The following is a 23265-nucleotide window of genomic DNA, read 5'->3' on the forward strand; positions in this document are numbered from 1 at the left end:
AACCAGGGGCAAATAGTCTCGTGCGATCGCCCGAGTTGCGGACAAAGCTACCCAAATAGTCAAGGATGGGTAGCTTTGTCCATAAATTAAGTTACAGTTCCTAACCCTGGGCTTTCACTTTTTGGCCGCAGGTGTGGCTGTGGGAGAAACGCCCCTGTTTATTACTTTAGGAGAACCGGAAGCGCAATTGCGCGCCAATGCCGAAACTCTCGGTTTTGACATGGAGGCGATGGCCTTCCTCGATTTGAGCCCCTCCTCAGAATTTTTTACCGAAGTTCAAACCTACGACATTTTCTCGCCGTCGGAGGTGGAACGAGAACCGACTACACAAAAGATTATCGATCGAGTCCAAGCTGTCAATTTCTACTCTGCTGCGCCGCTGCGAATCGGTTAACATCCCGGTTGGGGCGATGATGGCACAAGGAAGTCTTTAGGTGATACCTGTGGAACCTTTGCTGTATTCGCCGGATCAGTTTGCGAGTATGGTACGCCAAGAGGTGGAACAGGAAAAGACGCGGATTGTGATGATTGACAGTATTTATGGCTATCAGATTTCGATGCGCGGGCAAGATTTGGTGAATAATTTGCACGCTTTGTGCAAGTATCTCAAGAATATGGGAGTCACGGTGATCTTGATTAATGATGTTCTGCTGCTGGGTCGAGCTGAGTCAGGAAAAATGGCGCTTTGTTTGCTACCGCTAGACTTGGCAAAGTTTTGTAAAGAGTTGGTATCGGAATTTCAGAACAGCCTGAAGTTGAAACCTCAAAACGATCCGGTGACGCTGATTTTTGTGAATCAGTGTCAATCGGCGATTGCCTGTTTGGAGGCTAGCTTGCTGCGGCGCATTCTCAGCAATTTGCTGTCTAATGCTATTAAGTATTCTCCTCCGAATACCGAAGTAGTTTTTGAATTAAAACTAACTGAAACCGAGGCTGTTTTTTAGGTGCAAGATGCCGGAATTGGCATACCTTTGGCAGACCAAGAACGGCTGTTTGATTCATTTTTTCGTGCGAAAAATGTCGGTATAATTCCCGGTACAGGACTGGGGCTGAGCATTGTTAAAAAATGTGTGGACTTGCACGGCGTCGAAATTGCGTTGAGCAGTGAAGAAGATGTCGGTAGTAAATTTACCGTAACGCTGCCGCTCGCAAAACTGGAAGAAGAGCAACTGTCGCCTGCAACGCCTTAAACTAGATGCAGGCACGATCTTGAGATATTCAGTATGGAAATCGCAGATGTAATCGCGCTAGTCCATCCGGCGATCGCAGTAGCGCTAGTTTTCAAATGGTTTGTAGTAAGGACTTTAGTCCCCTAACTTTTATGAGGACTAAAGTCCTCACTACAAACATTTTTTATGATTAAATCAAAGTTCTATAGGAGCAATGGCATTTAATAGCTCTTCTAGGATAAACCGCAGCAAGGATTGAGTTGCTAATATTAAACCCAATCGGGCTTGAGCGAGTTTTGGCTGTTCTGTTTTGACTTCGCCCCAAATTCGGCACTGGCTGTAAAAAGTCTGAAATGCTGCGCTCAAACTATTGGCTAATTTGAAATAATTAACAGGTTTTTCGGGTTGATTTGCCTCAAAAACCGGAGCTAAACAGTCTAGCACTGCGATCAGTTCCGAAATTAAACTGCGTTCTGCTGGAGCTACTAATAGCAGCCGACGATCGCCCTCGTCAACCCAAGGAATAGGATTTGGGGCCGCCAGCGACCAAATTTGCGGCGCTGTGGTGACATTCGGCTGTGCGATCGCAATTAACCGATCGCGATCGGCCATTCGCAGCAGGGAACAGCAGCGTGCGTGGCTGTACTGAATCGGAAACAGCCGATCGGCGGATATAACAGGAGATAAAGTGCGATATTCTGGAACAGGGAGGGGAATTTGAGCTAATCGCTGCAACCAGAAAGCTAAACCCGCATCAGTCAGCTCTAGCTCAATTATTCCTGACGGTGCGACTTGAACGGCGAAATCTGGACAACACAGCGGCTTGAGAATTTCAGCCAACTGTGCGGCGATCGCCTGCGGTGTCTGGTCCCAAGTTGCAGCCCATTTCAGGGCGATCGCAGACACGTACACCACCCGCTCCCTATTTTTAGCCCGATTTAACGGAATTTCGCTCGTTGTGCCTTGCTCTTCGATCGCGAAGAGAAACCTTAAGAGCAAAAAACACTTCACTGTAACTTCCGGGCACTGGGATATATTTAATGTATCCATATCGGCTATTCTTGCAGTAAAAGTGCCTAGAGACTGTTACCACTTGCGCTATCTTTGTACGTTAAACTGCTGATGTCAAAGGTAGTCGATCGGCTCGCCCGGGCGAGTTCACATCGAAGGAATGGGCTTTCTAGCGATTTTTGGGGTAAATATACAATAATTTACGATCGACTCATTGCCGAATTCTACCATTTTTATGTATTTTTTGCTACATTGAGTTTTTAGGTGAAACTGAGAAGAGTCAGCACAGTTAAGAAGCGTGTCAGCTCAATGGGGGGTTGGTTGTCTCACTTAGTATCGCAATGCAGGCAAAAGCTGTTTTTCTCACTAACTAAATATATCCCAGAGCCTCACTTATGCAATCAACTTCCACACCTCTAGAAACGATCGATCGACCGTTTATCACCTGGCAGCGAATTATCGACTGGGCCCAGGAACACTACCGCTGCCGGACTTTTAGCAAAGACGAGAAGATTCCCGCCAGACCCGGACTGCTCTATTTAGTCCAGAAAGGTTCTGTGCGGCTCGTCGGTAGCGCTCAAGTTAGCGCCGCTGCAACAAAGTCCAAATCCGTTTCCAAAACTACAGAAGAAGCTTTTTTGGGCTTCGTCGGCGCCGGTCAGCCCTTTGAACTGGTTGCTCAGTCTCCCTTTACGCTCCAAGCTTACGCCCACGCCGATCACACTCACGTAGTGTGGATGTACTGGCACGATTTGGATAATTGGCCTCACTTCCGCCGGGAAATTTTGGATGCGTTTCGCTACCAGCACCAGCGAAAGCTCCTCTGGCTGAGCACTTTGGGACAGCGCCGGACGATCGACAGATTGCTGGGTTTTCTCACTTTGTTGATCGAAGAGTTCGGCGAACCCTACGTAGGTGATGGAGAACCGGATGTGGTGCGGGGCTATCGGTTGCCTTGGGCCTTGACTCACGCTCAAATTGGCAGCGCCATCGGCTCGACGCGGGTAACGGTGACGCGGCTGATGGGCAAATTGCGATCGAAAGGTTTGATTAATACTGAGGATGATAATTTAATCTGTTTGCCTGCTAAGGCTACTCCCCAAAAGACAAAAAATCAAAAGCAGGATGTAGAAGCATTCCTCGAAGACGATCTCGAAGACGATCTCGATGAAGATTTCGACGATTCTCTCGATGACGATCTCGAAGAATCTGCATAAAATCCTGCGGGTGATTGCTAACAGCACTTAGCTATTATAGTATGGCTGTTTTCTTCTTGCTTCTTGCTTCTTCGGTGTACGATGAGTTTTGTAAACTTTTCTCGTTCTCGAATGGTGCGAATGATGTCGGACAAGCAAAAATCTCCAATCCCGAACAATCAGCAACGGGTGGTATTCTGCGACTTTGACGGCACGATAACTGTTGAAGAAACTTTTGTGGCAATGCTCAAGCATTTTGCACCGGAATTGTCGTCTCAACTGATGCCGGAAATGTACGCGAGAAGGATCAGTTTGCGCTCGGGAGTGCGGCAGTTACTAGAGTCTATTCCCTCGGAATGTTATGGGGAAATTGTGGAATTTTCTAGGGGACAACTGATGCGGCCGGGATTGGTGGAATTGCTGGATTTTTTGGACGCGCAAAGGGTGGATTTTGCGATCGTTTCGGGCGGCCTGCGGGTTATGGTAGAGACGGTTATGGGTGATTTGGCACACCGGGCGATCGCAATTTATGCTGTAGATGTGGACGCTAGCGGCCCTCACTTGCAAGTCAATTCTGAGTTTGAAGGAGATACAGAATTGGTATCTAAGGTGCGAGTGATGGCGCAGCACCCAGCCCAGGAACAGGTGGCCATCGGAGATTCGCTGACGGATTTTAACATGGCTTTGCAGGCGAACTCGGTGTTTGCGCGCGATCGGCTTGCCGAATATCTAGACGAACAGCAAAAGCCGTATACTAAATGGGATAATTTTTTTGACGTGTTGGAAAATTTATCCCAGCAATGGAATTGCAACTAAACTATTGGCCAAACAGGGCATAGGGCATAGGGCATGGGGCATGGGGCATGGGGAATGGGGCATGGGGCATGGGGCATGGGGCATGGGGCATGGGGCATGGGGCATAGGGCTGCGGTATGTGTATTAGACTTGAATTGCAAAAATCGGAAAACACCCTGAAATTATCTGCGTTTATCTGTGTTTATCTGTCTGACATTTGCGGTTGAAGGATCGATCGAAGACTTATGCAATCTTGTCTATTGGTAAAGTGCGCGTTGCACACCCTGCACTTAGATATGCCAGCACAATTCCTATTAACGTAAAAGGTAGATAAAAAACTGAGGATTAGTAGAGAATGAGTGAGGATGTGAGATCGGATTTAATTGTAGCAGCCAAACATTTTTACGATCGCGGTTGGATGGCTGGGACTGCTGGCAATCTTTCAGCCCGCTTACCAGACGGCAGTTTTTGGATTACTGCTAGCGGCCGCCAGAAAGGGCAGTTAACCCCTTCAGATTTTATCAGAATGAGCTCCGAAGGCGCGATCGTCGAACAACCCGTTCCAGACAGCCGCCCTTCCGCCGAAACCAGCATTCACTTAGCCGTTTACGATTGTTTTCCAGGCGCTAAAGCTTGCTATCACGTACACTCAATCGAGGCAAATTTAGTTTCTCGGCTAACAGCAGATGATTCAGTGCCTTTACCTGCGATCGAAATGCTGAAAGGTTTGGGGGTGTGGGAGGAAAACCCACAGGTGGCGATACCCCTATTTGCAAATTATTTAGAAGTGCCTAAAATAGCCAAGGAAATTTGTGAATATTTCGCCGTTTGTGTACCCTCTGTACCCGCGTTGTTAATTCGCGATCACGGCATCACAGTCTGGGCAGACTCAACCGCCGCCGCCTACAATTATGTAGAAATTGTAGAATATATTTTTCGCTACACCCTCGCAGCCAGCCAATTAAACTTAAATTTGAGATGTTAGATTGGGCCAGTCTCGGACGCAAAATCTAATATTTCTAGGGCGTGCAGAGGCGCAGCTTGCCACTAAATATCGCGTCCAACCAGTTTTTTATTCCGGGACTTTCATTCAGTTGACAGTTGACAGTTGACAGTTGACAGCGACCTCTACGCTTAAGTCCGAGGATTGGAGTAATGAATAGTCTGATTTTAATTTCTCCCGGGCTTGGGGCTTTCAACCAATTCTTTCTGGTAACGAACTAGCAAATATCGAGAAAAGGCAAAAACATGGCTAAATATACCCGAGTTTTATCGATAGATGGAGGCGGAATTAGAGGGATTATCCCCGCGCAAATTGGAGTCACCCTAGAGTCAAAGCTACAACAAAAAAGCGGCAACCCAGATGCCAGAATAGCTGACTATTTTGATTTAATCGCCGGCACGAGTGCGGGAGGAATTTTAACCTGCCTCTATTTGTTTCCGGATGCCAAAAATCCCAGCAGGCCTCAGTGGACTGCCCAAGACGCGGTTAATTTTTCGATCGATAGTGGCATCGACTTTTTTCAAAGTTCATTTTTGAAAACACTCGAATCTCTAGACGGTTTGATAGATGAGAAATATCCGAGCGATGCGTTAGAAAAATTTTTTTGGCAAAATTTCAAAGATTGCAAACTCAGCCAACTCCTGAAACCTTGTTTAATTTCCAGTTACGATGTCGAAAGGAGAAAAGCTCATTTTTTCAATCAAATAGATGCTAAAAAATATCCAGCAGCAGACTATTTTCTCAGAGATATCGCCAGAGCCACATCTGCTGCTCCCTCTTACTTTGAACTTCCCAAAATCTACTCTTTGACAAACGAATCCTACGCTTTAATTGACGGAGGAGTATTCGCCAACAATCCCGCACTTTGTGCCTATGCCGAAGTGAGAAATAAATTAAGAATTCCCGAGACTCGCTCCGACAAAGGCCCGACAGCAAAAGATATGGTAATTTTATCGCTGGGGACGGGACAAGCTCAGAAAAAATTCCCCTACGAGGAAGTGAAAAATTGGGGTAAAATTGAGTGGGTTCAGCCTTTGATTAATATCATGATGACGGGAGTTGCTGAAACTATAGATTATCAAATTATCCAAATTTTTGATGCCATTGACAAACCCAATCAATATTTGAGAATTTCTCCAGATTTAAGCCACGAACCACGACTGCCGATTGATGATGCCTCGGCAGAGAAAATATCAACTCTGGTGAGAATTGGCAAGGAGCAAGCCCAAAAGTATAATGAAGAGTTGGATAAGTTTATCGACTTGTTGCTTGCCGAGTAATCAATAGAAATTAATTCTTTGGTACGTAGTTGCGCTTCAGCGCTCTTAGCTTATATTATAAAGAGCGCGCTTTGTGCAACTGCATACCTTTTGTATAAGTTACCAACCGCAGGGCTGGCAGACTTAAAAAATATATAGCCTTTCTCAAAAAGATGAGGTATAACAGACAGCTCATATAACTACTAAACTTAGGGGGCTAAAGCCCAACAACGTACCTCATTTTTGTGATAACCGCTATATGTTGACAAATTGTGCAATAATTGCTGTACAATTGGCGAAAATCTCAGTAGTGACAGTGCTTCGCCGTATTTGCAATTAATCGCCAGCAGTCAGTCATTGGTTAAAAATTACCAAAAGCGCGATCGACATTTAGATGAAACCTTAAAGAACAGGTGGTTTCAGCGTTTTTTAGTGACGCTGTTCCTAGGTGGCCAAGTCTTGCTGCGCCTACTCCAAGGCAAAATTGACCGCCGCAAAATCATGGAACATTTAGTCACAGTAGGCTTGGATTCTTTGCGATCCGTGCTGCTAATAGCATTTTTTGCAGGCATGATTTTTACTGTTCAATCCGCGAGAGAATTGATTCGGTTTGGGGCGGTTGGGGCGGTGGGAGGTGCTTTTGCAGTGGCATTTTGCCGCGAATTAGCACCAGTTTTAACGGCGGGCGTGGTGGCGGGACAAGTAGGTTCTGCCTTTGCCGCAGAGATAGGAGAAATGCAGGTGACGGAACAAATAGACGCCCTGTATATGTTGAGAACAAATCCCGTTGATTATTTGGTAGTCCCGAGGGTGATAGCTTGCTGTGTCATGTTGCCGATTTTAACAATTTTTTCGGTGGCGGTGGGGATTTTGGGCGGGTTGTTTGTGGCGGTTAATTTTTATGAGTTGGAACCTTCGGTATTTTTGGAATCGGTGCGGACTTTTTTGGGGCCTTGGGATTTAGTAACTGTGGCAATTAAGAGTGTAATTTTTGGGTTGATAATTGCGCTTGTCGGTTGCGGTTGGGGGTTGACGACGGCGGGCGGAGGGAAAGGGGTAGGCCAAGCTGCAACGGCGGCGGTTGTGACTTCTTGGGTGTTTGTTTTTGTGGCGGATTTCTTTTTATCGCTGTTGATGTTTCACGAGTTGGGAATTACGAGAAGCGGGGGGTAATTGTTGTTAGAAAACTCGGCGGTTGAAACCGCGTCTATACAGAAAACTCGGCGGTTGAAACCGCGTCTATACAAACGAAACCTGCCTCCGCAGGTTGAAGAAATAACTACATAAATTAAGTTCGTAGTGAGGACTTTAGTCCTTCTTCATGGCGCCGGAATATAAGGAGGGCGATAAACTCGAATTGCTTGAATAGGAACTGTCCCGTCTGTTTCGGGGACGATTTCGAGGATGTGTTTGGAGTTGCTCAAATTCTGAGCCAATGTTGTAGGATATTCGCGACTTGAATCTGCAATTTGTGGCGGAATGTATGAATCAACAAACATCGGCTTAACTTGCCACGAAATCTCAAAGCCTTTCGGAGTAGGCTTTTTCGAGTATTCATAGGCATTTTGCAGCCACCAGTTTCTCGGTTCGATCGCGACGCGGCCCGATTTTGAAACAAACATTTTGTCGTTGGTACCGCTGCCGTCGTAACCTGTTTGAGAACCTACTACGTCAAATTTAAACTTGGTAGCATCGCTGTTAATCTCAGTGATTGTAGCTTTCCAATCTTCGACGATGAGCGGTTTTTGATTGGATACTTGGATGATTGCTGGCCAACCGACGCCGAGAGTAATGCTGGGTCTGGTGATGCTGTAAAGTTCGGGAAATTCTGAGGGTTTTTTGCCGTCGATCGCAATTTTAGCAGAAATTGCCTTGCCGTTGAAGCTTCGATCGGCGATCGCATCTATCCGATTCCCTTCAAACTCCAAAACTAACTTGCCATTCTGCCACTTAACATCAGTGCCCACTGTATAAGTTTTGACTAAATTCTGCTGCGCTGTTTGAGGAGAACTTGGGTTGTATCGCAGGTAGGGTTTAATGAGAGCAGCTAGCAGAAAATTCCCCCAAGCGTTGAGGTGAATGCTGTCGCTCAATAGCTGTTTTGGCTGCAAGCGATTGTCTGTCAGATATCTGAGCCAAGGTGTGCGAATTTCCGCGATTTCGCAGCCGTATTTATTTGCCAACTCAGGCAACCATTTGGTAGAATGAGTGTTGTGCCATTCGTAGCCTTTGACTTCATTTTCATTGTCGTTTTTACCTGTCGGAATCCAGGTTATGTGGTCTGAATGCAAGAGTATTTCGCTAGTAGTGCGGCGGCGGACATTGGCAATTATCGCTTCGTAATCTTCCTCACCTCCGTAGACGTGGAAAATCAGCAAGTCTGGATAAAAAGGATACAAATCATGTTCGCTGGGACGGATTAAAATAGACGAGGCAAATCCTCCGATTGCGCGATTTTCCACAATCAAATCTGCATCGGGAAATCGCTTTTTTAAGTCCTGCACTACATCTTGCCACCAATCTTGCTGAGTGATGGATTGACCGTAAAATAGGATGCGTACTTGGTGGCGTTCTGTGGGAGTGCTGGTTGCAAGTAACCCCATTGTTCGTTGAATTCCCGCTCCAAAACTAGCATTATTTGCAAGAGGAGCGGGCGGGGGAAATGGGGTGGCGACAGCTATTTTTCTGAGAGCCGGAACTAACAGGAAGCTCAAACACAACACAAGTAGCCACAAGTATCTATAAATCTGGGAGTTTATGCTATTTTTCGGCCGTTTTGCCATTGTTTGATTTTTCCGTTATCTAAAACTTACCAGAAATAATTGGTTGAAAGCCTCTCACGAGTGAGGGAGAAATTAAAATCAGACTATTCATTACTCCAATCCTCTTCCTTCTAGCTAGAGGTCGCTCTCAAACTGTCAACTGTCAACTGTCAACTGTCAACTGTTGAACCCTAACTAGCAAGAGTAGCTGTAGGCTGTGCAATGCGAACCTTCCGAGAGCTTGTATGGTAGATGAGAATGCGGACTTCACGAGTAGCTTTCGGCTGTACAGTGCGCGCCTTACGAGTTGCTTGTTGATTCTTGATTCTGCTATATTAACAAATATACTGCGACAAAAGATGATATAATATTTGCTGATTAATTGCAAGAACTCGATCGCACGTCAAATGGATTACAAAACAGCCCGCAGTTTTCTGATCGACCAAGGAACCGCCCTGGAAACCAAGAAAAATCCCGACGCCTTCCTGATGCGCCTCAAAGAAGGCCAGCCACCCGTACCGGGACAGGTGACATCGATTTTATTAGCTTTAAAAATATTGTTTGAAGGGCTTCAAGAATCTCCAATGCTCGATCGCCAATTAATCTCGGCCCTCCATTTACTCTCCGCAGACAGTTTGCTGCAATTTGAAGCAGGACGGGCCAGAGGAGTTTCTTGGCCGCCCCTGCTGAAAGAAGACTTAAATAGAATTGCGATCGGAGTCAAGAATATCTTTTCGGGAGTCTGGCAATAATTAGCTAAGTCAACTCCCGACGTTCAACAAGAGAAATTGTCAAACTCTACTCGCGAAAGCTTTCTAGGGATGCTAAAAGAGCGGGAAGTCCCGCCAGGGAGGCCGATACTAAAGCCTCATCTTTATACACTCGCGATCGGACTCTGCGGATATTTTTAGCAGCCGAGGTTGTAGAGCCTCGCATCTCCCTATTGCTGGTTTCGACTAGCCCTAAATGTCTGGTTTCTCGGTTCAGGCAAAACATAGCTGTATCCTTATTTGATCCGTAGAGCCTCCAAATTTCTCGGGGCTTGCTCAATATTTATATTGTTACTCGGATTGGTAATAGGGATGAAACCATGAAATAATTATTCACGATAGTCAGGGATCGAGTTAAACTGTATCATAACTCTTATCAAACTCCATCGCAAATCTTATTAATTTGTTACAGAAAGTGTTTGTTTAAGCCGATCGCCCGCTGCGACACAGACACTAGCGGGTGTATCTCAGTTTTGCATTTGTAGTAGTGCGAGCTTAAGAGCTCGCGTATTGTACAATACGCGAGCTCTTAAGCTCGCACTGTAAAAAAAATGCTTTTTGCAAAAATGAGATGCTCCCGACACTAGCTACATGAGACAGTCATGCCTGTCACCGCATAAAATCTCCGGCAACAGGCCTTACTGCCCCGATAACTCCCCCCCACGATCGCCAACAAACTCTTCGTAGTGATGACTTTAGTCCTAATATGCGGACTTAAGTCCGCACTACGAACCTATTTGATATAACGGGTGCATCTCTGTTTTGCATTTGTAGTGCTGTCCCCGCTCGCGTGCTATATATAGCACGCGAGCTCTTAAGCTCGCACTGTAAAAAAAAATGCTTTTTCCAAAAATGAGATGCTCCCGATATAACTCCCTAAGAACCAGCATTTGCCAATTCTTCTCGCAGCACTTTCTGGTAGACTTTCGGCAAACTTGAACTCATAGAATTGTTCTCAATTCCATATCCCAAACTCGTCCAAGTTCCCGACAGCATCCGCAAAACATCAGTTAATCTTTCCTGTCGCAACATCTCAGGAATATCGGCTTTCCAAAATTTGCGATCGCTCAACCAAGCATAAACCACAGCATCTTGATATTCCGGTTCAAAACTGTAATCTTGCCACAATACAAAATTACCAGGCTTTGGATGATAGCGCTTCGCTTTATCTTTCCAAGTTGAAGTCAAAAATTGATACCTACCCGCCGCCGTAGTACATTTGCCAACATTCGGGCCGTTAACAATCTTCACGCACCAGTCAGGATGACGGCTCAAATCTAATACATATTTTCCGCCGTAAACAACGTGATAAGGCCGAGAAACATTGGACTCGCTAGCAGAAATAGTCCGCATCAAAGCTCGAATGTAAGGATCGCCCGTTTTCATAGCCAGCGGTGGCATTTTTCTCACCTCGCTCGCAGACTGCGAAAACTGCTGATTTCCCCGCAAATTTGCTACCAAAAAAACAGCGCAGCTAATTACAGCGCCGATGACAATTATAAATCCGAGAATTTGAAGTTCCGATCGCCTCAGCAAACTTTTTTGGCGGCGGCGCAGTTTCTCGGTTTCAAATGCAGTCATTTCCATTTCGGCGATTTCGGCTAATTTTCGATCCGCCCGCATCCGCCGCACGCGAAAATCGTGTTGGTATAGCGGCGCGGCTAATAGCGTTAAACTCGATAAAGCTCCTGCCAATTTTACCAGCCAGAAATCGAATTCACCTGCGATCGCCACATTTGTGAGAGTGGAGATTCCTGCGAGCATTTGCGCCGGATCGATCGATCGCACTGACCAATAATAAATCGCCATTTGCACCAACAGCGCCAGATTGAATGCAAAAAAAATCACTACTACAGCATTCAACCCTTCTCGCAAGTGCGATCGCACTCCAGTATGCCGCCGCTTGAACTTGCGCGCCACTCGAAAGCGGCCCGGCAGCATAGTCAGCAAGGGATTGAGGATTTTGACGGCTAAAAAGTGAGCGACAAAGAACAAAGGTAACTGAATCAGCCAAGCCGCCAGCAGCAGAGCCAGAAAGCCGATATCGTCGTTGGCGAAAGGAATGCCCCTGCGAAGGACAAAACTAAAACTCTGAGCGAGAGCAAATGCCCTTAACCACGAAATCGGATAGGGGAACCAAGCTGGCCACTTGAGAGTTTTCATCATGCGGGGAAGGGGAAATTTCAATGGCGGATTGTCAAGCTCTTAAGATTTTGCCAGATTTGGCGATCGAAAAATTGGCAATTCCTCTGCGGTTTGTACTGATGGGACTTGGGCGCGGGTGCGTCAGCCGATTTGAGATTCTTCGACTTCGCTGTACAAGTTTTAGATTTTAGATACTTCGACTTCGCTGTACAAGTTTTAGATTTACCCGTAAAAAAACCCGGTTTCTTGGTTCGCTACCAGGGACTAAAGAAACCGGGTTTTTTACCTAAATTGTTGGCTGTAAATGCGTATTTTCGTAAAAAAACCCGGTTTCTGGGAACCAGTGCACCAGTCCTAATTCAATCAAACCACGCCAGCAAACAACTCCTCAAAACTCTTTTGCGGGGCCTCCGGCTTCGCCACAATCTCCACAACCTTGTTGCGAGAAGCAGGCTGAAACAGCGCCTCCACACAGACTTGAGCTACCTTACTGCGGGGAATGCTGCTTTCAAACAGTGTATCTGCACTCCTCATGACGATCGCATCTGAATTATCCTCATTTTTGAGACCGCCCGGACGGACGATCGTATAAGTCAAGCCGGATTTTTGCAAATATTCCTCCGCCTGCTTCTTCCAAACCAGAATCAGCCAAAACAGATTCAGCGGGTGAAAAAACTGAGAAACGCACAGAGAAGTCACCAGCACAAAATGCTCAATTCCCTTAGCCTTAGCTGCCTCCACCAAATTTTTAGTACCCTCCAAATCCACCTTGTAAGGCGCAGTCGGGTCAAAACCCGGGGCCGCCCCCGTCGCGCACAGCAACACCGTACTATCGCCGATCGCATCGCCCAGAGAAGTGGCATTTAATACATCGCCGGTAACTAACTCTGCCTCCGGTGGTAAAATCTGCCTCGCTGTCTCTAGATTTCGGACGAGGGCACGCACTGGAATGCCACGCTTGACTAATTCTGCGACGATTCGGCGGCCAGTCTGACCTGTCGCTCCTGCTACAAATGCTTTCATAAGTCGAGTTATGCTGTTCTAGGGTAAGTTTTGTTACTATCTATTTCTCAATTGTAGGGAGGAAACTCCCCGACCACATCCCCAACCCGACTGATTGGCGTGTATTACAGGAGAGCATGTCAGGAACCTCAGCCCCAACGGCATGAGGCTTGAAAGAGAAATCGGACAAGCCATTCTGACCAGCCTAAGTCTTAACTGACTACGTTTTTTGAGTCATGACACCCTGAGATGCTTTCGCTAGTCTCTTGCTCTGTCGCTGGTGGTTAAACAGTTTTAAGGTCACTGAAACAGTGCTGCTAGCCCAACAAGCTCAGAAAACTTTGACCGACAAGCTAACATTACCCCGAAAGGGAGGCTCAATTGAGCAAAATACTATGCGTACAGGATTGGAAGATTTGAAGCGGTAATTGTCCCGTTGAAAGTGCAATACAAAAGCACCCCGAATTAACCAATCCCAAGGCGGTAGTAAATTCAAAAATGCAAAGCCGTCCTAGAAGGACGGGGTTTCTACCCATAATTTTGATGATGAAGCAGAATTCCGCTGAATATCAAACTGTTGAAGCTTCTGACGAAAATTGCTACGCAGATGCGAGTTTCAGACAGCCCGAAAGTGCAGGTGCGGATGCAGGCGAGGAAGTTGAGCCGATTTGGTTTCACACCCACTTTGAAGACAGCATGGAGATGTACGCCGATGCTGCAACGGTGGCCGAGCATTTCAACAATCACAAGACTTGGTTTTGTCAGTGCGCTGCGCCAATGAAGGCCCAGCCGATCGGCGAAAACGGCTACGATCTATTAATCGGTCGTTTTGGGGCCTTCGGCTACCGAGTTGAAGCAAGAATTGGTTTAGAGTTGCTGCCGCCTGACGCTGAAGGCTGCTATTTGATTCAGACTATCCCGGTTCCGAATTATACCTCGCCCGGATATGAAGTGGATTTTCGATCGGCAATGAAGCTAGTCGAGATACCGTCTGACGAGTTTGCAGCCGATTGGCCTGCGTCGCAACGCGCCCAGCTACCGCCTGCGATTACCAGCGCCACCTGGAAGCTGGATTTAGCTGTAGGGGTTTGCTTTCCCAAGTTTATTCGATCGATGTCTCAACCTCTCATTGAAAAAACCGGCGATGCGCTTTTGGAAAAAATCATCAAACAAGTCAACCGCCGCTTGACATATAAAACTCAGCTTGTTTTCCATGAAAATTTAGGAATTCCCTTTCCCAAAAACCCGAAGAAACACTAACAAAAAAACGCTCGCGGTTGAAACCATAGCGGATCGAATGAAAGATGAGGTACGTTGTTGGGCTTTAGCCCTCTTTCTTAGTTGAACTGCTTATAAGCTGTCATACCTCATCTTTTTAATACCAATTTTTAACGAAATAACAGTATTCTTGTCCCCCCCCTGATTCATGGGGGGGCTAGGGGGGTGTTCGAGTGTTGCACAATTTTAGATAATTGGTATAAGAAACATTATATTATGCTTTTCACTCGCCGTCCTGCCGAGTACCCTTCAGGAAAGCTAACGCCTGCGTTTTTGTAAACCTAGTTTCAACCGCCGCCTGCGTTTCTGCGCCGCCAGCAAGGGAAGCTGACAAAGCCCTTATTTTTACTCACAGTAACGTGACAAGAAGATTTAATCGAACCAACATTAAAACCGCTGTTATTTCTAATCGCATTTCCCCTTCCTCCCTGACTCGCGACTGCCAGCAAACTGCCCTTAACCGTATTATTTTCTACAATTGCATTCTGCATCCCATTAATTTTTTGCTCAGTATCCGCATTCACATAAATCAAAGGCCAATCACCCTTAACATTAGACAATAACTTATTCCCAAAAATCCTCACATCTCGAATCCGAGGCACTTGAGAAATACCGATGTAAGAATTGCCAGTATTACCGACAATCTCCGCTTGCCGAACCGAAGTTCCGCCGCAGCAAGCATGAATCACAATTCCCCCTCCGTCATTGCTGAGAAACTCGGAATCTTTCAGTTGATGTCGGTACACTTGAAAGTCATTATCTTGTATTAAAACATTCCAGCCGGCCCATTCGATCGCCCTACTGTTAAAACTCGTATTTTTCCCAGCGACTCCCGCGCCTGTATCGTCCGTCCACCAGCGCTTGCGGGCATCATCTCGAATCGCATTATTTTTAACAACCAAGCCATTTCCCGACGCTCGGATTCCCGCCCTCATGGTATGATAAACCCAATTATCGCGAATCGCAATACCTTTGCGAAACAGACCCGGCTCAGCACTTGGTTCCGCCGCCAGCACAAAGTTTTCTTCAGATTTGCCAGCCTTGGAACGGTTGACTAAGATACCGAAATGGTTGCTATAGTCGAATCTAACATCATATTCTTCAACAACATCAGTCTTGTCAGATTTTACTTGATATTCAGGTTGCTGGTAATTATCTGTTATACTATCGTTAAGTCGATTGTTGGCAATTAAGACATTAGCCAAAGCATTAACTTTGATATTAGCGACATAGGGATTGGCATATCGCTGCCACGCTGCTTGAAAATTCAGGTCTGGGACTGAGGAACTGGGTTCGGCAACGTTATTGCTGCGGAGGCCGTAAACCACAATATTTCTATTTTGACTGTAGTCGAGATTGCTGAGCAAGTAAATTGGCGATCGGTTAATATCTAGATTAACCACACCAATATTGCTATCAGTATTAGGATTTTCAGTAAAGATTCTTTTAAAAGCCGTGCTGTTCGGACTTCCCATCCCTGAAAGTTGCGGTTCGTATTTAGGAAACACAAATTTTGTCGGAGGATTGTACAAAGTTTGTTTAGCATCTGTCATTGCGGGAGTTTCCCCTCGAATGACTACTCCCGACTTCAAATAGATACTGTCTGGAAACTCATAAGTCCCCGCTGGAAAATAGACAACTCCGCCACCGTTAGCAGCAGCAATATCTCGGGCAAAATTAAACCTGTCAATCAGAGTGCCGCCTTGGAAGTCTTGGATATTGTATGCACAAGTCCATTTAATTTCCGATGTCCAAGGATAAGATTGTTTTCCGTATCGAGAATCTATCGGATTATCCGTTGGCCCGCCGCTGGAACTTCCGCAGCCTAACAGTTGTCCGGGAAATAGCGATGATTTTGCTTTGACAATAAAGTTGTTGATATTATTGAAATTAGTTACATAAAAACTTCCGATTAACGAGACAATAAATATACCCAAAAACATATAAAGCTGAACTTGAGGTGAAATTAATCTTCTTTTCTCGTTATCTTGAGAACAAGGATATCTAACAGCAGCGAAACTGAGAGTCCACCAGGCAATATGTGCGTATTGAGCGCAATCAAACCAGGTAACAGCAAAAACCAGATAAGCAATAGCAACTGCTGCAATCCCGCCAATAGAGGATTGCAGCGCTAAAGATAAATAATATCCCCAAAGTGCAATGCCAGCAATCAGCCCCAAAATACCAACTGATACAGTTGTATCGAGAATCCAATTGTGAGCTTTATAAGTAGGAATTTCTCTGGTGCTAATTTCACCTTTTATGTTAATATAGTCGTAGGTAAACTCGTTCAAGTTGACGACTCTCGGAGTTACTTGAGGATTCCTGATATAGGGATAAGCAATCCCTAAGCCGTCGAATCCCCATCCAAATAACGGGCGTTTTTTGATTCCTCTGGCTGCAAGTTCCCACATGGGCGATCGGCTGGACACGACTTGTTCGATGCTCGGTTTTTGCCAGTTGAGGGGTCTGTTAAGCGTCATGATGCCCGCAGCGAGGGTGCCCATCAGGGCTATACCGGTGAGAATTTTGTAGTATTGGCGTCCCAACAAATAAGCACAGGCAACAATCAAAGCTACAATTGCACTGCGGGTAGAAGTTAGCAGCAGTGCGGGAACAGCTAAAATCAAAGTAATTGCAGTTAATTTAGTATTCGTAAATCTCCAAAACCAACCGACAATAGCAGTAATTGCCGTCAACGCTAAAACTACGGCTGCGTGGCCGCGGTGGGAGTACAATCCTATGGGCTGCTGTCCTTGAAAAATGCTGCTGGCTAAAACATCACCTCTGATTTGTTTCCCCATTGTAGCGGTGTAGTCAATCCGCCAGTCAATGATTTGGGGGAAGATACTAAGAGAAAGAATGATGCCACCAATTAGCAATCCTTGGAATTGGGAATTGATCAGTTGCGGGCGCGCGATTAAGAGCAAGCTGTTGCTGAGAGTGAAGGCGGCAATTAACAGCCAGTATAGCCAGCCATCTCCCATTTGATCTTGACCGAGAAAAGAGGTTAAGGGAAAAGGACTGTGCAGAGTGGAGATAGCTCCTATTGAGAGAAATATTGTCCAAAGTATTAGAGAAATCTTCCATTGTCTGGAAATGGTTAGGACTTTTCTTTGTTCCCACAAAAGAGCGAGATTGACTCCTACTATTAGCCAGATAATTAATACCTTGGGGGAAGTCCAGATGATGCCCCGGCTGCTTCCCCAAGGGTTGATGAGAATGATGCTGAGGGCAAACAGGATGGTGTAGAGGCTTTTCATTACTCTTTGTTTTTCCTATTTTTTAGTCTGGTAATGACAGGCAATATGGCTAGGGCAAATAGTGTTCCTAATGCGGTAGTAGGTTCGGGAACGGCTTCTACGGGGAGGGCATCGTCGTCGGTGTTTTTAGATGAAACATTTTGAGTTTTTGCAGTGAGAGTATCGTCAACATACGATAGTTGTGGGTCTTGAAGTAACTTGCTGCTGATGTTGGCTAAATCTAGTGCATCGGAATTGTTATCCTCTGAAGATAGTTCTGGGTCTTGGAGTAAGTCGGCGCTAATGCCTCCGATATCTGCGTTATTTTCGTTGTTGTCTGTTGACAATGATTCTGAATCAAGAAGTAGATTACTGCTAATGTCAGTTAAATCTATCTTCTTTTCGCTGCTAGGAGTTGATGATTGTTCAGGATTTTCTAGCAATTCCCCACTGACGCTAGCTACGTTTAAATCTTCAGAGCTGGTACGAGTTGATGAGAGTTCAGGACTGAAAAGTAAGTCGCGACTGACGCTAGCTACGTCCACGTTATCGGTGGCATAGTTATTGTTACCTTTGGCAGCACTGTCAAAAAGTAGCTTCAGGGCTAAGGTAAGGGTATTACCACTTCTGAGAGAAGAAGCGGGAACCGCCCGAATCGGACGACCGCCACCACTGGGGCTTGGTGCTGGACGCGGACTCGGCGCTGGAATCGGACTGGGTGCTGGACGCGGACTCGGCGCTGGACGCGGACTCGGCGCTGGAATCGGACTGGGTGCTGGACGCGGACTCGGCGCTGGACGCGGACTGGGGCTGGGGGCTGGGCGAGGACTTGGGGTAGGAGATGGTCTTGGAGTCGGGCGCGGACTTGGGGTAGGGGATGGTCTTGGGGTCGGGCGCGGGGAGGGTGTAACAGAAACGCATCCGCCACCACCGCTAGCACCGGAACAAGGTTTAGGGCTAGGATTTGGGGTAAATGTGCTTGTCCAACCCCATGAAATACCATTGTAAATTTTGACAAATCCAACAGTTTTATTGTTGATTATTTTAGGCCCTATAAACTTAGCTAAGTAAAGTTCAAAATTCCAATCATTGTTGTAAAAGTAACTTGGTTTTGGCCTTTGTATAGAATTGTAAGGTACGTCGAACGCAGAAAACAAAAGGTCTCCTGTTTGAGAGTTGGTTTTTCCAGATAATCCTCCACCGGGATAGAAAGGGTTGAGAGAATTGGGAGTATCAATTAAATCAAAATAAGTTTTTGTCTGACCATAAACCGTTATAGGCTGACCGCCAGTATTAACAGTTGCTCTTTGAATCCAAAAAGTATCATTATTGATGTTTGGATTTGGTTCATCCTGACGGTTCCGCTCGTAATCTACGGAGAAAGAAGCTCCTACTCCACCTTTATTGCCACCCGGAATAGGAAATGTCACTCCTGGATACTTACCAGCTAAATCACCTCCACAAGGAGTCAGAGGTTGACAGGGATAGTAACTTGTAACATTAAAATCTCCGTTTAAATTTGCACCTTTTTTGAATTGCCAGTTAGCTCCATAGCTTTGTCCTAGTATATTCAAAAAATCCCTGCTTCCACCCCGTTCTATTTCCTTTATATTTTTCGTCTTTACAGTAACAATGCCATTAAGATTGCCATCGGCACTACTTACCTGTACAGAATCAGAAGAACTATTTGTTTGACCTTTGATATTAAACGCAAGGCTATGCTGACACATCGGCTCTGTCAGTACCGCTGTTGCTAAAATAATCACGGATAATTTTTGCGATTGCATTTTGGTATTTCCTTATTTTCAAAAAAGATTAGGCTTCGTTCAAATATGATGCCAAAGGCAATTGGGAAGCAAATCTGGCTTAGGAAGAGACTAATTTAATTTCTACCCAGGGAGTAGAAAATAGACCTTTCACAATTCCTTTTAACTGCCTACGTTGTCCATTTTTTAGATTGACGTAAGAAATCTCTGTATTAGCATTTTCGTAGGTCAATCGAACATCATAAGTACCGGGGGTGAAAGTTCCGAATGACAATGAACGACCCCTACTCCGCTCGTAGGCTCCAAATAGAAGCCTATTCTCATTCCAGTAAAATTCTCCTTCCCAAAATACTGTGAAGCTTTTTCCAGGTGGAACCAATGGAAAATCACGCTCAGTCAGAGGTATAAGACTCAATGCAAAGTCATCCATAAAAAGGGCTTTATCATTGAATCCTATGAATTCTGGGGTAAGGTGGTACTTATTGAAACGGATGGGTACTGAGGTCTTGTTGGTAATCCGAATACCAACTCGCCAAGGGGTCTTTATATCAGGCATATTTTCTGGGATGCTCACTACCTGATTCGGCACAACAGTTTCAAAGATGACTCCATCTACTTCAACTGAATTGTTGGTATTAGTTAACTGAACAGATGTTAATTCAGTAGTTTTGACTGCGCTCATATTTTTTGAAGCAAATACTTCGGGAGAAACATGAGCTACTGCTACTCCTCCAGACAAAAATAAAGCCACCAGAAATAGAAAAAAATACCTCATATCTCGCCCTCTCAATTACCGGACAATCAGCGAACAAACCAGAACCACACCGCCGCACCAATTACCATCAGCCAAAATAGTTTCCCGCCACGGACATTCGACTCGGACGGCTGCTTAATCAAAGTATACTTGTAATATCCCTTCATCGGCTGAGTATACTTCTGAATTGGTCTAGACATCGGCCAATCAAACGCAGATTTCGATCGCTCGGACGGCATCCGAACTCCACTGGGTGAAAAACCGTAGGATAGTGGTAGGCGCCAATGCTGCGGTAGGCTTTCTTGTTCGGCAATTTGCTTCTCCGTCAGCGGTACAAACTCCAACTTATACTCACCAGTCAGATGAGGTCTCATTATTTGATAGAAACTGCTACGAAATTGATGGCGTTCGAGCTTTGATGGTGGTCTGTAATTATATTTGTTGCAGCAATGTTTATCAGTGTAGTGTTCTTGCCAGTTCATAATTATTCCTCGTTGATGTCCCTGATAATGAACGAAGAGATTCATAGCGATGGGATAAGTCTAAGCGTAATTAAATAGATTGATAATAGTTATAAAAAAAAACTATCTTAAAAAATTTAACTAATAAATAAAATTTATAATAGTAAGTAACTCAGGCTTAATTTAAGTTGATAAAACATTGCAATCTACACAATATGAGTATTTATATGTAGGTAGGGTAAAGTAGAGTTTACAGAATTTTTACAAGAGTGTCAGTTAACTTGACGGGCTTTTTAAAACAGAGTGTTGCCGAGCGTTATACATGGTATGCGGTTGACTATAAAATTGGTGATTCGACAGCCGCAAAAAATACAATTTCCTCTCGAACTTGGCTCAAGTGAGTCTAAGTGTTGTATGCAAGTAGTTTTACTTAAGTGTGTGATGCCAGTCGAAAGGTCGATCGCACTTTTCGCACCATGCAACTCAAAAGGTCGATCGCACTTATTACACAATTTACTCAAAAGGTCGATCGCACTTATTACACAATTTACTCAAAAGGTCGATCGCACTTATTACACAATTTACTCAAAAGGTCGATCGCACGTTTAGACAATTTACTCAAAAGTTAGACAATTTAGTCAAAAGGTCGATCGAAAACAGACAGACAACAACCTCAATAAATACTCTACTACTTCTGAGTTTTCCTGTTTTTGAGCTTGAGGAATATACCTAATCCGGTGAGTGCTAATAGCGTTCCTAATTCAGTCGTAGGTTCGGGAACGGCTTCGGCTGGGAGGGCATCATCGTCAGGGTTTTTAGTTTTGGAGGCTAGGGAGTTGTTATCCTCTGAGGCTAGTTCTGGGTCTTCCAATAAGTCGCCGCTGATGCCAGCTAAATCAAGTTCATTTTCGTTACTGTCGGTTGATGATAATTCTGGGTCTTCGAGCAAGTTGCCACTGATGCTAGCTAAATTGACTTGGTTTTCGTTGTTGTCTGTTGATGATGATTCTGGGTCTTCAAGTAAATCACTGCTGATGCTAGCTAAATTGACTTGGTTTTCGTTGCTGTCCGTTGATGATAGTTCTGAGTCTTCAAGTAAATCACGACTAACGCCAGCTAGGTTTGCATTGTTCAAACTATTGTCCGTTGATGATAATTCTGGGTCTTCAAGTAACTCACTGCTGATATTTGCTAGGTCTGTGGCATCGCTATCAACACCAAAAGTTGCGTAGGTGCGGGCAGCGCGAATTGGCGAACTGGGCCGCCCAAAGGATGAGGGCGATGTAGTAGTTGTTGTTGATGTTGAGACAACGACAGTTGATGATGTTGACCCCAGTGGAGATGTCACCCAAGGTGTAGGAGTTGGCCAGGGTGAGGGAGTCCAAGGTGAGGGAGTTGGCAAAGGTGTCGAGGTTAGTCGAGGTGATGGTGTTGCTGTTGTTGCCCATGGTGCAGGCGTAGGCCAAGGTGATGGAATCCAAGCTGACGGGGTTGGCCAAGGTGATGAAGTCCAAGCTGAGGGTGTAGGAGTTCGTGATGGAGTCCAAGCTGAGGGTACTGGTGCTGGCCCGGGTGTTGGTGCTGGCCCGGGTGTTGGTGCAGGTGATACTAATATTATTGTTGATGGTGTTGGTGACGGGCTTGGTGCAGGTGCTGGACGCGGTGTTGGCAAAGGTGAAGGGGTTGGTCGTGGTGTTGGTTTTGGTGATGCTGTTACGTAGCCTATGCCACCGCCGCCACTAGCACTACTAGCGACCGGTTCACCTTTGGGTATACGTATGGGTGGCAAGTCGAAGTCGGGAATGATGGGAATGATAAACGGGAATGGCTTTGGGCTTGGAGTTGGAGTTGGCTTTGGAACGGGAACGGGATCTGGTTCTTTGCGACGAGTTACTGTGTTTTTCCAACCCCATCTGATTCCGTTGTAAATGGTGATTGTTCTTTTCTTACTTGTTGGTGGCGTAGTCTCTTGAACTAGGTAGAGTTGCGCTGTGAAATAATTGTTTCTTCTAGCAGAACTTAAACCTGAATTATATGGTCGATCCATAAAGAAGTCTTCACCCGCAAAATCAGTGTTGTTTGGACCGTCGTAGTAGGGATTTTGTTTTTTATTAAAATTATCGATAAAAGGAACACCATGTATCCGAGATGCACCTGGTATAGTGCTACCGTAGTTAGCTTGTACAATCTGAATCCAATAAAGTTTACCTTCACCTGGTTGAGGATCGCCCTTTCCTGGATGATACTTTAAGTGAAAAAGAGATCCCACTCCCCGATAAGTTTCATATTTTGTTTCAGGGATAGACGTACTAGCCCCACCACACGGATCCTTAGGAGAGCAAGCTTGATAAGTTATTACCTCAAAACTACCCTTTAAGTCCTCTGCGGCTGCATTAAAAGTCCAACCAGACCGACGTTGATCAGACAGAAAAGACCATGCTGAAAGAGTTCTTTTAAAAATAGGCGTTCCACCATGGGGCAGAGGCTCCGACCATAATCCCATACCTATCTCCGTTGTGGTTTCTCGATTCTTATCTATTTGGTAAGTAGATACGGGTTCGTAATACCTGGTAGCACCGGGAGTTGGGGGGATAATATTAAAAGCAATACTTGCTTTGCCCGTCAATCCAACTATCAAGAATGATGTTAACA

23 protein-coding genes are annotated in these 23265 nt (G+C 45.4%); 13 read left to right on the forward strand and 10 right to left on the reverse strand.

What is annotated here, in order from left to right; translation table 11 throughout:
• The first annotated feature begins 139 nt into the window (after positions 1–139).
• From JGK22_RS20985 to JGK22_RS20995, 3 genes are read left to right on the forward strand one after another with little or no spacing between them, the layout of a single operon-like run.
• Positions 140–394 carry a hypothetical protein gene (locus JGK22_RS20985; protein WP_293184570.1) on the forward strand — a complete coding sequence of 85 codons (255 nt, stop codon included), beginning with the start codon at positions 140–142 and terminating at the stop codon, positions 392–394.
• Positions 395–434: 40 nt separating this feature from the next.
• Complete coding sequence (locus JGK22_RS20990; RefSeq protein ID WP_293213625.1) at positions 435–944, forward strand: hypothetical protein; 510 nt, start codon at positions 435–437, stop codon at positions 942–944.
• Positions 945–1190, forward strand: a complete 246-nt coding sequence (locus tag JGK22_RS20995; protein WP_293184566.1) for an ATP-binding protein — start codon at positions 945–947, stop codon at positions 1188–1190.
• Positions 1191–1364: 174 nt separating this feature from the next.
• Here the strand turns inward: JGK22_RS20995 and JGK22_RS21000 are convergent, their stop codons facing one another.
• Positions 1365–2219, reverse strand: a complete 855-nt coding sequence (locus JGK22_RS21000; RefSeq protein WP_293213622.1) for a DALR anticodon-binding domain-containing protein — start codon at positions 2217–2219, stop codon at positions 1365–1367.
• Positions 2220–2575: 356 nt separating this feature from the next.
• On the opposite strand from JGK22_RS21000, the gene JGK22_RS21005 reads away from it, so the two are divergent.
• The 5 genes from JGK22_RS21005 to JGK22_RS21025 all read left to right on the forward strand — a co-directional run bounded on the left by JGK22_RS21005 (position 2576) and on the right by JGK22_RS21025 (position 7606).
• Positions 2576–3397 carry a Crp/Fnr family transcriptional regulator gene (locus JGK22_RS21005; protein WP_293313556.1) on the forward strand — a complete coding sequence of 274 codons (822 nt, stop codon included), beginning with the start codon at positions 2576–2578 and terminating at the stop codon, positions 3395–3397.
• A 222-nt stretch (positions 3398–3619) separates the two neighbouring features.
• The gene (locus tag JGK22_RS21010) at positions 3620–4192 is read left to right on the forward strand and encodes a haloacid dehalogenase-like hydrolase (protein ID WP_293184578.1); all 573 of its coding nucleotides are present in this window, start codon (positions 3620–3622) and stop codon (positions 4190–4192) included.
• Between the two features lie 334 nt (positions 4193–4526).
• Positions 4527–5156: a methylthioribulose 1-phosphate dehydratase gene (mtnB, locus tag JGK22_RS21015; protein WP_293184558.1), complete on the forward strand. Its 630-nt coding sequence runs from the start codon at positions 4527–4529 to the stop codon at positions 5154–5156.
• A 263-nt stretch (positions 5157–5419) separates the two neighbouring features.
• On the forward strand, positions 5420–6454 hold the full coding sequence (locus JGK22_RS21020) for a patatin-like phospholipase family protein (RefSeq protein ID WP_293313559.1): 1035 nt from the start codon (positions 5420–5422) through the stop codon (positions 6452–6454).
• Positions 6455–6790: 336 nt separating this feature from the next.
• Complete coding sequence (locus JGK22_RS21025) at positions 6791–7606, forward strand: MlaE family lipid ABC transporter permease subunit (protein ID WP_293220466.1); 816 nt, start codon at positions 6791–6793, stop codon at positions 7604–7606.
• A gap of 146 nt (positions 7607–7752) precedes the next feature.
• On the opposite strand, the gene JGK22_RS21030 is transcribed toward JGK22_RS21025, so the two are convergent.
• Positions 7753–9036, reverse strand: coding sequence for an SGNH/GDSL hydrolase family protein (locus JGK22_RS21030; RefSeq protein WP_293232595.1), 1284 nt, complete (start codon positions 9034–9036; stop codon positions 7753–7755).
• Positions 9037–9602: 566 nt separating this feature from the next.
• On the opposite strand from JGK22_RS21030, the gene JGK22_RS21035 reads away from it, so the two are divergent.
• The gene (locus JGK22_RS21035; RefSeq protein ID WP_293184551.1) at positions 9603–9947 is read left to right on the forward strand and encodes a Dethiobiotin synthetase; all 345 of its coding nucleotides are present in this window, start codon (positions 9603–9605) and stop codon (positions 9945–9947) included.
• 46 nt (positions 9948–9993) lie between these two features.
• Here the strand turns inward: JGK22_RS21035 and JGK22_RS21040 are convergent, their stop codons facing one another.
• Complete coding sequence (locus tag JGK22_RS21040; protein WP_293184548.1) at positions 9994–10191, reverse strand: hypothetical protein; 198 nt, start codon at positions 10189–10191, stop codon at positions 9994–9996.
• A 650-nt stretch (positions 10192–10841) separates the two neighbouring features.
• A complete protein-coding gene (locus JGK22_RS21045) occupies positions 10842–11546 on the reverse strand; it encodes a glycoside hydrolase family protein (protein ID WP_293184574.1) in 705 nt (234 codons plus the stop codon).
• Positions 11547–12151: 605 nt separating this feature from the next.
• Here JGK22_RS21045 and JGK22_RS21050 point away from each other — a divergent pair.
• Positions 12152–12301 (forward strand): hypothetical protein, encoded by a 150-nt coding sequence (locus JGK22_RS21050; RefSeq protein ID WP_293184545.1) that lies wholly within the window; start codon positions 12152–12154, stop codon positions 12299–12301.
• Positions 12302–12473: 172 nt separating this feature from the next.
• Here JGK22_RS21050 and JGK22_RS21055 read toward each other — a convergent pair whose 3' ends face one another.
• Positions 12474–13133 carry an NAD(P)H-binding protein gene (locus tag JGK22_RS21055; RefSeq protein WP_293225535.1) on the reverse strand — a complete coding sequence of 220 codons (660 nt, stop codon included), beginning with the start codon at positions 13131–13133 and terminating at the stop codon, positions 12474–12476.
• Between the two features lie 525 nt (positions 13134–13658).
• Here JGK22_RS21055 and JGK22_RS21060 point away from each other — a divergent pair.
• Complete coding sequence (locus tag JGK22_RS21060; protein WP_293184572.1) at positions 13659–14372, forward strand: DUF1997 domain-containing protein; 714 nt, start codon at positions 13659–13661, stop codon at positions 14370–14372.
• Positions 14373–14677: 305 nt separating this feature from the next.
• Here JGK22_RS21060 and JGK22_RS21065 read toward each other — a convergent pair whose 3' ends face one another.
• From JGK22_RS21065 to JGK22_RS21080, 4 genes are all read right to left on the reverse strand, one after another.
• Positions 14678–17653 (reverse strand): O-antigen ligase family protein, encoded by a 2976-nt coding sequence (locus JGK22_RS21065; protein ID WP_293313562.1) that lies wholly within the window; start codon positions 17651–17653, stop codon positions 14678–14680.
• Positions 17653–19419 (reverse strand): hypothetical protein, encoded by a 1767-nt coding sequence (locus JGK22_RS21070; RefSeq protein WP_293208037.1) that lies wholly within the window; start codon positions 19417–19419, stop codon positions 17653–17655. Before JGK22_RS21070 ends, JGK22_RS21065 begins: the two co-directional genes overlap by 1 nt.
• 79 nt (positions 19420–19498) lie before the next feature.
• Positions 19499–20173, reverse strand: coding sequence for a hypothetical protein (locus JGK22_RS21075; RefSeq protein ID WP_293208035.1), 675 nt, complete (start codon positions 20171–20173; stop codon positions 19499–19501).
• Between the two features lie 26 nt (positions 20174–20199).
• Complete coding sequence (locus tag JGK22_RS21080; protein ID WP_293208033.1) at positions 20200–20634, reverse strand: hypothetical protein; 435 nt, start codon at positions 20632–20634, stop codon at positions 20200–20202.
• 393 nt (positions 20635–21027) lie between these two features.
• Here JGK22_RS21080 and JGK22_RS21085 point away from each other — a divergent pair, with 393 nt between their 5' ends.
• Positions 21028–21222, forward strand: a complete 195-nt coding sequence (locus JGK22_RS21085) for a hypothetical protein (RefSeq protein ID WP_293208030.1) — start codon at positions 21028–21030, stop codon at positions 21220–21222.
• 79 nt (positions 21223–21301) lie between these two features.
• On the opposite strand, the gene JGK22_RS21090 is transcribed toward JGK22_RS21085, so the two are convergent.
• A complete protein-coding gene (locus JGK22_RS21090; RefSeq protein ID WP_293208757.1) occupies positions 21302–21748 on the reverse strand; it encodes a PEP-CTERM sorting domain-containing protein in 447 nt (148 codons plus the stop codon).
• A 97-nt stretch (positions 21749–21845) separates the two neighbouring features.
• Between JGK22_RS21090 and JGK22_RS21095 the strand changes: the two genes are divergently transcribed.
• On the forward strand, positions 21846–22334 hold the full coding sequence (locus tag JGK22_RS21095) for a hypothetical protein (protein ID WP_293313565.1): 489 nt from the start codon (positions 21846–21848) through the stop codon (positions 22332–22334).
• Positions 22335–23265 lie beyond the last annotated feature (931 nt).

Origin of the sequence: Microcoleus sp. PH2017_08_TRC_O_A (assembly GCF_020738665.1) — a bacterium.
GTDB lineage: Bacteria > Cyanobacteriota > Cyanobacteriia > Cyanobacteriales > Microcoleaceae > Microcoleus.